15 protein-coding genes are annotated in these 12855 nt (G+C 43.7%); all 15 read left to right on the forward strand.

Annotated elements, in window-relative coordinates; translation table 11 throughout:
- The first annotated feature begins 34 nt into the window (after positions 1-34).
- The 15 genes from hslV (at position 35) to AC1DOV_RS14625 (ending at position 12830) form a co-directional block, all read left to right on the forward strand.
- Positions 35-580, forward strand: coding sequence for an ATP-dependent protease subunit HslV (gene hslV, locus AC1DOV_RS14555; RefSeq protein ID WP_076269142.1), 546 nt, complete (start codon positions 35-37; stop codon positions 578-580).
- 78 nt (positions 581-658) lie between these two features.
- A complete protein-coding gene (gene hslU, locus AC1DOV_RS14560; protein WP_441881297.1) occupies positions 659-2059 on the forward strand; it encodes an ATP-dependent protease ATPase subunit HslU in 1401 nt (466 codons plus the stop codon).
- 27 nt (positions 2060-2086) lie between these two features.
- Entirely contained in the window at positions 2087-2857 is a 771-nt protein-coding gene (gene codY, locus AC1DOV_RS14565; protein WP_076269144.1) for a GTP-sensing pleiotropic transcriptional regulator CodY, read from the forward strand.
- 216 nt (positions 2858-3073) lie between these two features.
- Positions 3074-3487, forward strand: coding sequence for a flagellar basal body rod protein FlgB (flgB, locus tag AC1DOV_RS14570; RefSeq protein WP_339208914.1), 414 nt, complete (start codon positions 3074-3076; stop codon positions 3485-3487).
- A gap of 2 nt (positions 3488-3489) precedes the next feature.
- A complete protein-coding gene (gene flgC, locus AC1DOV_RS14575) occupies positions 3490-3939 on the forward strand; it encodes a flagellar basal body rod protein FlgC (protein ID WP_441881295.1) in 450 nt (149 codons plus the stop codon).
- 39 nt (positions 3940-3978) lie between these two features.
- Entirely contained in the window at positions 3979-4284 is a 306-nt protein-coding gene (gene fliE, locus AC1DOV_RS14580) for a flagellar hook-basal body complex protein FliE (RefSeq protein WP_076269147.1), read from the forward strand.
- 42 nt (positions 4285-4326) lie between these two features.
- Positions 4327-5898: a flagellar basal-body MS-ring/collar protein FliF gene (fliF, locus tag AC1DOV_RS14585; RefSeq protein WP_076269148.1), complete on the forward strand. Its 1572-nt coding sequence runs from the start codon at positions 4327-4329 to the stop codon at positions 5896-5898.
- Positions 5899-5921: 23 nt separating this feature from the next.
- The gene (fliG, locus tag AC1DOV_RS14590; protein WP_179089844.1) at positions 5922-6923 is read left to right on the forward strand and encodes a flagellar motor switch protein FliG; all 1002 of its coding nucleotides are present in this window, start codon (positions 5922-5924) and stop codon (positions 6921-6923) included.
- Positions 6916-7755 (forward strand): FliH/SctL family protein, encoded by an 840-nt coding sequence (locus AC1DOV_RS14595; protein ID WP_477550288.1) that lies wholly within the window; start codon positions 6916-6918, stop codon positions 7753-7755. The genes fliG and AC1DOV_RS14595 overlap by 8 nt, the downstream gene beginning before the upstream one ends.
- Entirely contained in the window at positions 7742-9067 is a 1326-nt protein-coding gene (gene fliI / locus AC1DOV_RS14600) for a flagellar protein export ATPase FliI (RefSeq protein WP_076269150.1), read from the forward strand. The genes AC1DOV_RS14595 and fliI overlap by 14 nt, the downstream gene beginning before the upstream one ends.
- An 8-nt stretch (positions 9068-9075) precedes the next feature.
- The gene (gene fliJ, locus AC1DOV_RS14605) at positions 9076-9522 is read left to right on the forward strand and encodes a flagellar export protein FliJ (protein WP_477550289.1); all 447 of its coding nucleotides are present in this window, start codon (positions 9076-9078) and stop codon (positions 9520-9522) included.
- A 46-nt stretch (positions 9523-9568) separates the two neighbouring features.
- Positions 9569-10465, forward strand: coding sequence for a MotE family protein (locus AC1DOV_RS14610; protein WP_441881439.1), 897 nt, complete (start codon positions 9569-9571; stop codon positions 10463-10465).
- A 45-nt stretch (positions 10466-10510) separates the two neighbouring features.
- Positions 10511-11878: a flagellar hook-length control protein FliK gene (locus AC1DOV_RS14615; RefSeq protein WP_477550290.1), complete on the forward strand. Its 1368-nt coding sequence runs from the start codon at positions 10511-10513 to the stop codon at positions 11876-11878.
- Between the two features lie 41 nt (positions 11879-11919).
- A complete protein-coding gene (locus tag AC1DOV_RS14620) occupies positions 11920-12453 on the forward strand; it encodes a flagellar hook capping FlgD N-terminal domain-containing protein (protein ID WP_477527611.1) in 534 nt (177 codons plus the stop codon).
- A complete protein-coding gene (locus tag AC1DOV_RS14625; RefSeq protein ID WP_441881284.1) occupies positions 12453-12830 on the forward strand; it encodes a TIGR02530 family flagellar biosynthesis protein in 378 nt (125 codons plus the stop codon). Before AC1DOV_RS14620 ends, AC1DOV_RS14625 begins: the two co-directional genes overlap by 1 nt.
- Positions 12831-12855 lie beyond the last annotated feature (25 nt).

A 12855-nucleotide genomic window follows, 5' to 3' on the forward strand; every position in this document is an offset into this window, starting at 1 on the left:
ATTTAATTATTTGGAACCTTGAGGAGGCAAAGCAATGGAAATGCAATTTCACGCTACAACGATTTGCGCAGTTCGTCATGAGGGAAAAGGTGCAATTGCCGGGGATGGTCAGGTCACTTTTGGGAATAGCATGGTCATGAAAAACTCTGCTAAAAAAGTAAGAAGGCTTTATCGCGGTCAAGTCGTCGCAGGTTTTGCAGGATCAGTTGCAGATGCCATTACTTTGTTCGAGAAGTTTGAGGCAAAGCTGGAGGAGCATCACGGCAACTTGCAGCGCTCAGCTGTTGAGCTTGCCAAGGAATGGCGTTCAGACCGTGTCCTTCGTAGATTGGAAGCGATGATGCTCGTTATGGATAAAACCGGCTTGCTGCTTATTTCAGGCAACGGTGAGATCATTGAGCCAGATGACGGCATTCTAGCAATCGGCTCAGGCGGCAGCTTCGCATTATCGGCAGCAAGAGCGCTTCAGCGTCATGCACCTCAAATGGAAGCAAAGGATATCGCACGTTCATCGCTAGAAATAGCGGCAGAAATTTGTGTATTCACGAATCATAATATTATTGTTGAAGAGATCGTATAAATCGAGTAACAGGATTTTGGATAGAAGGCCAAACTTCGGAAAGTCTTAGCGAAGAATAGAAATCGGAGGGATTTTATAATGGGAAATGATGCACTGACGCCTCGTCAGATCGTAGCGGAGCTTGATAAGTATATTGTTGGGCAAAAACCAGCGAAACGTTCTGTAGCCATTGCGCTTCGCAATCGTTACCGGAGAAGTTTGCTCGATGAAACGCTGCGCGATGAAATCGTTCCGAAAAATATTTTGATGATCGGACCTACCGGAGTAGGTAAAACGGAAATCGCACGCCGCTTGGCAAAGCTGGTTAAGGCACCATTTGTGAAACTAGAAGCGACGAAATTTACTGAGGTCGGATATGTAGGCCGTGATGTTGAATCAATGGTCCGCGATCTAGTGGAAACAGCTATACGTATGGTGAAAACAGAAAAAACGGAAAAAGTAAAAGACAGAGCAGAAAAGCTAGCTAATGATCGCATCGTTTCTTTGCTTGCTCCGTCAACGGCTAAGGCTAAATCGCAAAAAAATCCATTTGAAATGTTGTTTGGCAATCAACAGCAATCAGAAGAGCAAAAGGAAGAGCCGGAAGTGGAAAATGCGCTCTTTCAAAAACGTTCGCAAATTAAAGAGCAGCTCGCGGCTGGCAAGCTGGAAAACGAAATCATTGAAATTGAGGTAGAGGACTCCTCACCTAATATGATGGATATGCTTTCAGGCCAGGGTCCAGAGGGCATGGGCATGAATATGCAGGAGCTGTTCGGTCAATTAATGCCGAAGAAGCCGAAGAAGCGCAAGCTGCCTGTAAAGGAAGCTCGCAAGGTGTTGACGCAGGAGGAAGCTAACAAAATAATCGATATGGATGATGTCATTACCGAATCGATTACAAGAGCTGAGCAATCTGGCATTATTTTCATAGATGAAATTGACAAAATTGCGAGCCCATCACGTGGATCTGGCCCAGATGTATCTAGGGAAGGTGTTCAACGTGATATTTTGCCTATCGTTGAAGGCTCTACTGTCATGACAAAATATGGTCCCGTTAAAACGGATTATGTGTTGTTTATCGCTGCTGGCGCGTTTCATGTTGCCAAACCTTCGGATTTGATACCAGAGCTTCAAGGTCGTTTCCCGATCCGGGTAGAGCTGACTAGTCTTAGCTTGGACGATTTTGTAAGTATTTTGAAAGAACCAAAAAATGCTTTAACGAAGCAGTATTCAGCTCTACTTGAAACGGAAGGCATTCAGATCGAATTTACGGATGAGGCGATTCGTGAGCTTGCGTCCATTGCCGCAGATGTTAACCGCAATACTGAAAATATTGGCGCGCGTCGCTTGCATACGATTTTGGAGAAGCTGCTGGAGGATCTATCTTTTGAAGCGCCTGAGCTGTCGCTCGAAAAAATGACGATTACGCCGGAATACGTTCGAGAAAAACTCGGAAGCATTGCGCAAAATCGCGATTTGAGTCAATATATACTGTAGTTGTTATGAGTTTTGGGAGGCATTAGAATGACTTTACTAACGAAGACTAGAACGCTGAACCGGTTGTTGCAACGCGCAGCTGGCAAAGCGCTGAGTTTCAGGGAAATGGCAGAAGTACTTTGTACAACGATTCAAACCAATGTGTTTGTCGTCAGCCGGAGAGGTAAAATACTTGGCTGCTCCGCAGTAGATGCGTTTGATCACGATTTCATGCGAACGTTATCAGCTGATGAGCTTCGTTTCCCGCAAGAGAGCAACGTTCGGTTTCTTGATATGCAGGAATCGATGACGAATGTGAAGCCAGATTCGGGAATTTACGAAACTTTTCCGCGGTTAGGTGATCAAGAAATTATGACGGTTGTACCTATTATTGGCGGAGGAGATCGTCTAGGTACGTTGGTCCTGACCCGTTTATCCGGTACTTTCGATGACGATGACCTTATTTTAGCTGAATATGGTTCAACGATTGTTGGCATGGAGATTTTACGGGAGCGCGCGGATGAGATTGAGCAAGAGGTTCGCAGTCGTGCAGTCGTTGCCGTTGCGGTCGGTTCGTTGTCATTTAGCGAATTAGAAGCGGTCGAGCATATTTTCGAGGAGCTTGATGGCAAGGAAGGTTTGCTTGTCGCATCGAAGATCGCTGACCGAGTAGGAATTACTCGTTCAGTTATTGTAAATGCGCTTAGGAAGCTGGAGAGTGCTGGTGTCATAGAAACAAGGTCATTAGGCATGAAAGGCACATACATTAAAATATTAAATCACCAATTATTGCAAGAATTAGATAAGATGAAGCGATAATTATAGGACGTTTAGACCATTTTTGCCCTATCTGATTTTAAAGATAGGGCTTTTTTCTTATTGTAATAATTTAGGAAATTGTTGAATATTATCATGTCGGCAAAAATCGACACATGTATCTCATTTTTTTAATATTTACTGTCGAACAAAGAAGGAATGAGCAGTAATCTGTTGAATACGTTAAGAAGATCCCCTATGTGAAAGTGGTGAAACTACGTGAATTTGTTGAATGGCGCAGCATTTGGAAGAATGGAAGGTGCGCTTCAAGCAGCTGAAATGCGGCAGCGCGTCATTTCTAACAATGTGGCAAACGGTGATACGCCGCATTTCAAACGGTCAGAGGTTTTGTTTGAGGAATTATTAGAGCAATCCATGGGAAATACGCAAGGGCAATTGATCGGCAAACGAACGAATCAAAAGCATATTGCTATTGGAGCAGGTTCTTCTAATGTACCTATACCCAAACTTATTACCGATGAAACAACTTCGATGAACAACAATGAAAATAATGTTGATGTCGATCGTGAGATGTCTTTGCTAGCTAAAAACCAATTAAGCTACAACTTTTATGTCCAACAGATTAATCATGAGGTAAGAATGATGCGCACAGCGATTGAAGGGAGAGCTTAACGATGAAATTGTCCACAGGGTTTGATATCAGCGCTTCGGCTCTATCAGCACAAAGACTGCGGATGGATGTAATTTCTTCTAATATAGCGAATGCTGAAACGACGAGAGGCAGTTTTGTAAATGGACAATTCCAGCCGTACAAGCGAAAGATGGTTGTCATTGAACCTCTGCAGCAGTCCTTCTCAAATGTGCTTTCTCAGCAAATGAATGAAAACTCCGCTGCTCAAGGAGTTAAAGTAACGAGAATTAAAGAGGATCAATCGCCAAACAAGCTCATTTATAATCCAACGCATCCTGATGCTGATGCAAACGGCTATGTAAATATGCCGAATGTGGATGTAACGAAGGAAATGGTAGATATGATTGCAGCTACAAGATCTTACGAAGCAAACGTAACCGCGCTAAACGCTACCAAATCAATGTTTATTAAGGCACTAGAAATAGGAAAGTAATTGATTAACAATTCCATATGAAGTATTGGGGGAGTAATGATGATACAAGCGATGTCGCTTAGCCCGGTTCAGCCAACCAAACTCATTGAAACTAAATCGGTTCAAGAAGCGACTCCGGCACAATTGACGCAATCATTTGGTCAATATCTAGAAACGGCAATTAATAATGTAAGTGATCAGGAAAAGAACGTTCATAAGCTTAACGACAAATACTTAATAGGTCAGGTTGACGTTTCAAAGGTTTTAATTGCTTCTGAGCAGGCGCAACTAAGTTTGCAGCTTACCTCACAAGTCCGCAACAAAATGGTCGAGGCATATCAAGAAATGATGCGGATGCAAATTTAACCATCATGAAGACCTAGCATAGTATTTGGGTGAGGTGAAAATGTGAACGAGAGAATCGCCCAGTTTCGAGGTAGGCTTACACAATTATGGAGCCAGACGGGCAGAAAACAAAAAATTTGGTTGGGGGCATCTATTAGTGGACTATTGTTAGCAATTATTTTGTTAACAATTGTATTTACGAGAACGGAATACGAAATTGCTTTTCAAGGTTTGGATACAACAGACGCAGCTGCTATTATGACTTACTTAGACGGAAGCGGAATACCTTACCAGCTCAGCAACAATGGGAAAAGCATTTCAGTACCGAGCACAGATGCAGCACGAATAAAAGTAGATGTAGGTTCTCAAGGTTTAGTTCAAAACGGTTCCATTGGTTTTGAAGCATTTAATGCAAGCTCAAGCCAGTTTGGCACAACCGAAAATGAATTCAATGTAAAATATTTGAATGCTTTGAACGGTGAAGTTCAACAGTTGCTGAATGCGATGCAAGGTGTGGACAGTTCGAAGGTTTTGGTTAACTTGCCAAAAGAAAGTGTATTTCTATCTGCAGAAGACGCGGAGCAAGCATCAGCATCGATTATGATGAAATTCGTGTCTGGCTATCGTCCAAGTCAGAAGGAAATCGACGGCTATTACAACCTGGTAAAAACAGCGGTTCCGGATTTGGCAATTAAGGATATTACGATCTCAAGTCCTCAAGGCGAATTAATCTACTCTGATGTTGCTGGCGGAATAGCTAATAATTCAGATGCGGTTGAGTCCCAATTCGTCATTCAGCGCAAATATGAGGCTGAGCTCAAGAAAAATATCCAGCAGTTTCTAGGAACAATCGTTGGAGCTGATAATTTAGTCGTTCAAGTTTCTAGCAGCATGAACTTCGATAAGAAGACATCGCAGGAATCTGTTGTGAAGCCGCTAGACAATAACAACAATAACGGCATTATCATTAGTGAACAGCTGAATAACAGTACTTCGACTGGCAATTCAGGAGACGCTGGCGGTGTTGCTGGAACTGGAGAAACTGACGTACCAGGCTACGAAGCGGCTGCGACGGGCAGCAATTCTTCAGAATCGAACTCGACCATTCGGAATTATGATGTGACTCGAATCAACAACAACATCGAATCCGGACCTTTTGTTTTAAAAGACCTTTCTATTAGTATCGGCATCGAACAGTCACAAATGAATGATGAAGCAAGCAGAACGGCCATTATGACATATTTGACTGCATTGGTGCGCGCACAACTAGCTGATTCTGGTCAAGATGTAACCAATGACGCATTGATAGAGAAAAAAGTTGCTCTTATTGCAAGAACATTTTCTGGAAGCAGTTCTGCTAAGGAATCGAGCCTACTATCAACACCTTGGATTATCGGAATTGGTGTTGCTGCTCTTGCTATCATTGGCGGACTCATCTACATGTTAGCACGCAGACGCAAGAAGGTTGCCGAGGAAGAAATCGAATTGGTTGCTCCAGCTAAAGTGGAATATCCAACTCTTGATTTGGAAAGTGTCAACAACGACAGTCAGGCTAGAAAAAATCTTGAAACACTTGCCAAACGAAAACCGGATGAGTTCGTTAACCTTCTTCGCACATGGCTTGTGGATGAATAGAGGTGGTTCATGTGTCAAAATCAATGCAAGGATTATCTGGTCGACAGAAAGCTGCCATTTTACTTATTACGCTTGGACCTGATGTATCCTCTCAAATATTCAAGCATTTAAGAGATGAAGAAATTGAACAGCTAACACTTGAAATCGCAAATGTCCGTAAAGTGGACAGTAGTGATCGTGAAACGATTTTAAGCGAGTTCCACCAAATCTGTATGGCTCAAGAGTATATCACGCAAGGCGGCATTTCTTATGCCAAAGACATTTTGGAGAAAGCGCTTGGTGAACAAAAAGCTCTTGAAGTTATTAACCGGTTAACGGCAACGCTTCAAGTAAGACCATTTGACTTCGCTAGAAAAGCGGAACCTACACAAATTTTGAACTTTATTCAAAATGAGAACTCGCAGACGATTGCTTTGGTATTATCGTATTTGCAATCGGAGCAGTCTTCGCACATTCTTTCATCGCTGCCGCAAGAGAAACAAGCAGAGGTTGCGAGGCGAATTGCTTTGATGGATAGCACATCGCCAGAAGTCATTTCGCAGGTAGAAAGAGTGCTTGAACAAAAACTGTCCGCAACCGTTACCCAGGATTACACGAATGCTGGCGGTATCGACTCTATCGTTCAAATATTGAATGGTGTCGATCGCGGGACGGAGCGTACGATTCTCGATGCGCTTGAAATTCAAGATCCAGAGCTTGCAGAAGAAATCAAAAAACGGATGTTCGTTTTCGAGGACATTGTCAATATCGACAATCGCTCCATTCAACGAATCATTCGCGATATCGAGAATTCCGATCTTCAGCTTGCGCTTAAAGTGGCAAGTGAAGAAGTTAGAGAAGCGATCTTCCGCAATATGTCGAAGCGTATGGCCGAAACATTCAAAGAAGAAATGGAATTTATGGGACCAGTGCGGCTTCGTGATGTTGAAGAAGCGCAAACACGCATTGTTGCTACGATTCGCAGATTAGAAGAGTCAGGTGAAATCATCATCGCCCGTGGTGGAGGAGACGATATCATTGTCTAATTTGATCAAATCTTCGAGTGTGATTACTCTTGATCAATTGAAGCAGCTCGAATGGCTGCATCAACGGAATCTTGAAATCAATGAATCGCTGGATCAGGAAGAGGATATGGAACCCGTTCCTGATGAAGAAACGATAACTTTGCGAGATCAAATATTAAATGATGCTCAGCTATATGCAGAAGAGAGACTGCGTGATGCAGCAGAAGAAAGTGAAAAGCTTCTTGCTGATACACAGCAGCAAATCGATGTATGGTGGCTTGAAAAACGTACAGAAGATGAATCAGCATCAGAAGCATCCAGGCAATCAGGCTATGAGCTTGGTTATGCCGAAGGAGCCGCGCAATCCGAAAAGGAAATGCGTGAGATCTGGGAGCAAAAGCTGGCTGAAGCATCGGATGTGCTAAAAACTGCATTTCAAATGAGAGAACAAATCATTCAGGAAGCAGAACCCTTTCTTGTTGAACTAAGCTGTGCGATTGCCGAAAAAATTATTGGGCAGCAGCTATCAACGGCTCCTGAAATGGCAATCGAGCTCATTCGCAAATCATTGTCTAGACGCAGAGAGCAAGGAGTTATTACTCTATGTGTTGCACCTGGACAGCTTGCATTCGTGCAAGCGGCTAGAGAAGAGCTTCATATGGCCATCGATTCTCAAGCGGAATTGCAAATTTTGCCTGACTCGACGGTTAAAGACAATGGTTGTGTCATTCGCTCTTCATTTGGCAGCATAGACGCTCGAATTGACACGCAGCTTGCTGAGATCAAAAAAGAATTAATACATCTTGCTCATCATAGTGGCGAAGAACGAGGTCAAGCCTATGATAGTGAATAATCTAGATGTGCTTAAGTATATCGAGCATTTGCAGCCGCTTGATCCCGTTCGGGTCAATGGCAAAGTTACTCAGGTCATCGGCCTAACCGTGGAGTCAGAAGGACCTGATGCGAGCATTGGCGATGTTTGCTTTATTTATCCTTCCAAAGGCGCAAAGCCTATCAAGGCAGAGGTCGTTGGTTTTCGTGATAATAAAGTAATATTAATGCCTCTCGGTGATCTTCAGTCCATTAGCCCGGGCTGTGATGTTGTAGGTACAGGCAAACCTTTGACTGTTCAAGTCGGATCAGAGCTGCTCGGTAAAGTGCTCGATGGGCTTGGAAATCCGCTGGATGGTTCATTTTTGCCAAGGCGTATGCCGCATTATTCTACTTATAATGAACCAAGCAATCCGCTTAAACGGCCACGCGTCGTTGAACCACTCGGTATCGGTGTAAGAGCGATCGATGGGCTTCTTACCGTCGGGCGTGGTCAGCGTGTAGGCATATTCGCCGGATCCGGTGTAGGGAAAAGTACACTGCTTGGTATGATTGCTCGCAATACTTCAGCTGATGTTAACGTAATTGCGTTGATCGGCGAGCGTGGTCGTGAAGTGCTTGAATTTATCGAGAAGGATCTTGGCCCAGAAGGCTTGTCCCGTTCGGTCGTTATTGTTGCAACTTCAGATCAACCAGCACTCATTCGCATGAAGGGCGCATTAATTGCGACATCCATTGCTGAATATTTCCGTGATCGCGGTCTGGACGTTATGTTGATGATGGATTCCGTTACAAGGTATGCAATGGCTCTTCGTGAAGTAGGTCTGGCTATTGGTGAACCGCCTGCTACTAGAGGTTACACACCTTCTGTATTCGCTGCACTGCCAAAGCTTCTGGAACGTGCAGGGACAGGGCCAACAGGCTCTATAACCGCCTTCTACACCGTTCTTGTTGATGGTGACGATATGAATGAACCTATCGCGGATGCTGTCCGCGGAATATTAGATGGTCATATCGTTTTAAGTCGTCAGCTAGCGCATAAGGGTCATTTTCCTGCCATCGATGTTTTAGCTTCTGTCAGCCGTGTTATGAAGGAAATTGTCACAGAAGAACAGCAAGATGCGGCGAATGAACTAAAAAAAATGCTAGCTACATATAAAGATTCGGAAGACCTGATCAATATAGGGGCGTACCAACGAGGATCAAATGTAGAAATTGATATGGCGCTAGAATTTATTGAACCGATTCAAAGCTACACAAAGCAAAAGACCAATGAAAAGGTGAGCTTAGAGGAAGCGCAAAGTCGTTTAATTAATGACTTCTACAGGAGTTGAATCACGAGATGGCATCGTTTCGTTATACTTTTCAAAAGGTTGTTGATTTAAAATCTAGTGAAAAAACACAGGCGGAATGGATTCTTTCATCGGCCATTGGTGCTCTAGCGGCTGAAGAATTGTCGTTAGAGCAATTGCGTGCGAAGCAGCAAGAATGGGAAAGCAAGCTGCTTGAATCTTCACAGACTGCTGTTCCTTTATCTGAGCTTCAAGTTATTCAGCACTATTTGGACTATTTGGTCACTTGCATTACAAGCAAATTGAAAGATGTGTTGCATGCACAGAAGGCGGTTGAGCAAAGCCGACTTAAGCTTTCAGACAAGATGAAAGATGAGAAAGTGTGGCTTAAAGCAAAAGATCATGCGCGTGATCGGTTCCAGTATGCGATGCAAATCAAAGAGCAGAACGAACTAGATGAGATGGCAAGCGTCCGTTTCATGATACCAACCCCATAAAGTGATGCGTGACACCGGCTAGAGGGAGTGAGTGGAATTGGCGGGTATGGATAATGAAAAGCAAGGATATAGCACGCTAGAGAGAATTATGTTTTTGATGACACCAATTTTATTCGCAATCGTATTGCTCGGTGTTTTGTACACCTTGTTCAATATTGATTTCCGCAATAAAATGCTGGAAGCCGGAAACTCAGTTCCCTTTCTAAAAGACGTGCTTCCCGAGCCAAAGGTTGCAGGCGGGCCTGGAAATGATGATGCTTTGAAGACAGCGAATATGTCAGCAAAAATAGCAGATTTGCAAACACAGCTTACTGCAATTGAAAGCGAACTGGCAGCTGCGAATCAAACGAAAGCGACGCTTGAGCAAGAAGTAAAGGACTTGGAAAGTGATAACATCCAGCTTAAAGGTGTAAACGATGATCAATTGCTTGAGGATGAGCAGTATCAAGCGAAAATTCAAGAACTGGCAAGCATGTTTTCTAAAATTACGCCAAGTAAAGCTGCTCCAATCTTGCAAAGTATGACTTTAGATGAAATGGTGCTCGTATTTGCAAATATGCGGCCTGATGATCGAGTGCGCATTATGGAGAAGATGAATCCTCAGACGGCAGCTGATGCAGCGATGAAGCTGAAGGATAACGTGCAGGCAAAGGATTTGCAAATTGCCGCGCTTCAAGCAAGACTTGATTCGCAGAAATCGCCAACAACGAAGCCTGCTTCCTCTGTTCTTGATCAAGAGCAATTAAGTGCAACGTTTACAGCTATGAATGCAAAGAGCGCTGCAGAGCTTCTAATCAAAATGATAGATGTGAGTCCAAGTAAAGTGCTTCGGATTTTAAATGCGGTGGATAATCAAACAAGATCATCCATTATTGCAGAAATGTCTGGAATTAATGAAACGACTACAGCAAAAATTGTAGCTAAATTAATGACAGGAAGTTAATGTCTGACCTTATGTTTTCCCTCTATTTGAAAGGAGGTGAGAAAAATGGAAATGAACATTTCACAAGTTGCTGTAGTACAACCGCAAGCACAAGGTACAACAACTGGACAAGCGAGCGGCAATACAAGCGGAGCAGCGTTTCAGAAAACGTTAGTGCAGCAAATTAATAGCGAAACTGCTGGCAGCAGCAGTCAGACACAAGCTGCACCTTTAGTTGCAAACGTATCTAAGGAAGCTATGGCTTTGGTGGATGGCGCTGCTGCAGCACCAACATTATCTGACCTCATGTCAATCATCGATGGTTTGCTAGCGCAATTGGATGCAACAAATGGTGAAGACGGCAAGGCTTCTCTTGAAGATGATCAGCAGCTCCAACAGTTGGAAGACGTGCTTGATCAAATGAATGCTTTGCTTGCTCTGCTTGGCATTCCAGTGCCTGTCATTCAGCAACCGATTGGTCAACCGACTAGCGGTGAGGAAGATTCCTCTATTTCATTAGAGGGGAAGAATGCAGTAAATATCAAATCAAGCCTGCAGGATACGTTGCTGCAAATGCAAGTGATGCTGCAGCAGGGAACAACAAAATTGGTTGGACAGCAAGAGCCAACGGTTTTGGTGGCACAACAGCTTAAGGCGTTAACAGCGATTTTGGAAGGCGAGCCGGTGGATACGACTAAGACTCATACGAAATCGACCGCTTTTACACAACAACTGTTTACGGCTCAAAATGTACAGCAAGCTGACGTTAGTACGCTATTGCAACGACTGTCACAGCAAACCGCCCATCCTGCATTATTAACAACTGCAGTTCAGGGTATGGAGCAGGCAATCGCATCAGATGTATCTGACTCTTCTATTGAATTGATTCCGCAAATGCAGCTTGGAACAAACAATCCGGATACAATGCGGACGTTTACTTCTCTTGTTGCTAATGCAGCAGCTACTTCATTTGTTGTCGCTGATGAATTTGCCCAATCCATGACAGGTATGATCGTACAGAAATTTGATCTTACCACATTGAATGGCGTTTCAGAAGCGAAGCTCATGTTATACCCAGAGCATTTAGGGCAAGTAGACGTTAAAATAACGATGCAAAATGGACTTCTAACCGCGATCTTCCAAACAGATACGGCAATGGCCAAGGACATGCTGGATAATCAAATGGCTCAACTGCGGTCAGCGCTTCAAGCACAAGGCCTTATGGTAGATAAGCTTGAGGTTTCGCAAGGTCAATCAGCTGCGCAGCTGTTTCAACAGCAGCATGGACAAGGAAGCAATCAGCAGCAGTCATCCAATCGTAATGCTGTGAACACTGACGATACTGTGAATGAGTCTCAATTTGAAACCGAAATGGTTCAACAAGCGACAATTCAGGGTCTTGGATTTGGCAGAGGCATCAACGTTAAAGCGTAGTGGAGTTAGTAGAGGGTTAGAGAGATCGGAGGTGATCGGAAATGGCAGATAGCGTTTCTACTCGCGTAGTTTGGCCGAATTACAGCAAAGAGAATGTACAAGCTGCAGCAAACAAAAAAAACACGGATACGCTTGGAAAAGATCAATTTCTAAGTATTCTCGTTACGCAGCTTCGCAACCAGGATCCCATGCAGCCGCTTCAGGATAAAGAGTTCATCGCTCAGATGGCGCAATTTACTTCTGTAGAGCAGCTGATGAATATGTCCACCGAGCTATCTTTAATGCGTCAAAACATTGGTTCAGCATCCAGCTTAATCGGTAAAACGATTGAATGGAATGAATATGATGATGCTGGTGCAATCAAGACCGCCAAAGGCGTAGTTGATTCCATTATTTCGAAGGATGGTCTCCTTTATGCAAGGGTAGGCGGAGCCGAGATTGCTCTTGATTATGTCAACTCTATCTCGGAAACAACGGGTGAAACACCAACGCCAGAGGATTCTACAGGGGAAGATAACGGCGTAGACAAGAATCCTTCGGATCCAGCTGGTGCTGAGGAAGGGGCTGATAAATAATGAGTGAAGGCATAAAAATCGGTCATATTTTCCCGGTTAAGTCGACACCTCTGCAGCCTAGTAAGACAGTTGTCAACCGTTCAGCTCAGCCATCTGAATTTCAAGAAATACTTAATGGCAAGGTTTTAAAGTTTAGTCATCATGCCGAGGTTAGAATGCAGCAGCGAGGCATTAACTTGCAACCAGAGTCATTAACCAAAATAATGAATGCGGTCGAAGAGGCTGCATCCAAAGGCGCTCAGGATTCATTAATCGTTTTCCGAGACATTGCCATGATTGTGAATGTCCCAAGCCGTACAGTTGTGACTGCAATGGATGGCGCGCAAATGCGAAGCAACGTATTTACGCAAATAGACAGCGCTATTATATTATCGTAAGGCTGGACCTATCAGGGAGCCTCAA

Source organism: Paenibacillus sp. 01T47, from assembly GCF_056398245.1.

What these genes read in the sequence shown, in the direction of transcription:
- fliG (WP_179089844.1), top strand. Translation starts at nt 5,922, where the DNA reads ATGCAAGGATTATCTGGTCGACAGAAAGCTGCCATTTTACTTATTACG.
- AC1DOV_RS14620 (WP_477527611.1), top strand. Translation starts at nt 11,920, where the DNA reads ATGGCAGATAGCGTTTCTACTCGCGTAGTTTGGCCGAATTACAGCAAA.
- flgC (WP_441881295.1), top strand. Translation starts at nt 3,490, where the DNA reads ATGAAATTGTCCACAGGGTTTGATATCAGCGCTTCGGCTCTATCAGCA.
- hslV (WP_076269142.1), top strand. Translation starts at nt 35, where the DNA reads ATGGAAATGCAATTTCACGCTACAACGATTTGCGCAGTTCGTCATGAG.
- AC1DOV_RS14625 (WP_441881284.1), top strand. Translation starts at nt 12,453, where the DNA reads ATGAGTGAAGGCATAAAAATCGGTCATATTTTCCCGGTTAAGTCGACA.
- fliI (WP_076269150.1), top strand. Translation starts at nt 7,742, where the DNA reads ATGATAGTGAATAATCTAGATGTGCTTAAGTATATCGAGCATTTGCAG.
- AC1DOV_RS14610 (WP_441881439.1), top strand. Translation starts at nt 9,569, where the DNA reads ATGGATAATGAAAAGCAAGGATATAGCACGCTAGAGAGAATTATGTTT.
- fliE (WP_076269147.1), top strand. Translation starts at nt 3,979, where the DNA reads ATGATACAAGCGATGTCGCTTAGCCCGGTTCAGCCAACCAAACTCATT.
- hslU (WP_441881297.1), top strand. Translation starts at nt 659, where the DNA reads ATGGGAAATGATGCACTGACGCCTCGTCAGATCGTAGCGGAGCTTGAT.
- AC1DOV_RS14615 (WP_477550290.1), top strand. Translation starts at nt 10,511, where the DNA reads ATGGAAATGAACATTTCACAAGTTGCTGTAGTACAACCGCAAGCACAA.
- fliJ (WP_477550289.1), top strand. Translation starts at nt 9,076, where the DNA reads ATGGCATCGTTTCGTTATACTTTTCAAAAGGTTGTTGATTTAAAATCT.
- codY (WP_076269144.1), top strand. Translation starts at nt 2,087, where the DNA reads ATGACTTTACTAACGAAGACTAGAACGCTGAACCGGTTGTTGCAACGC.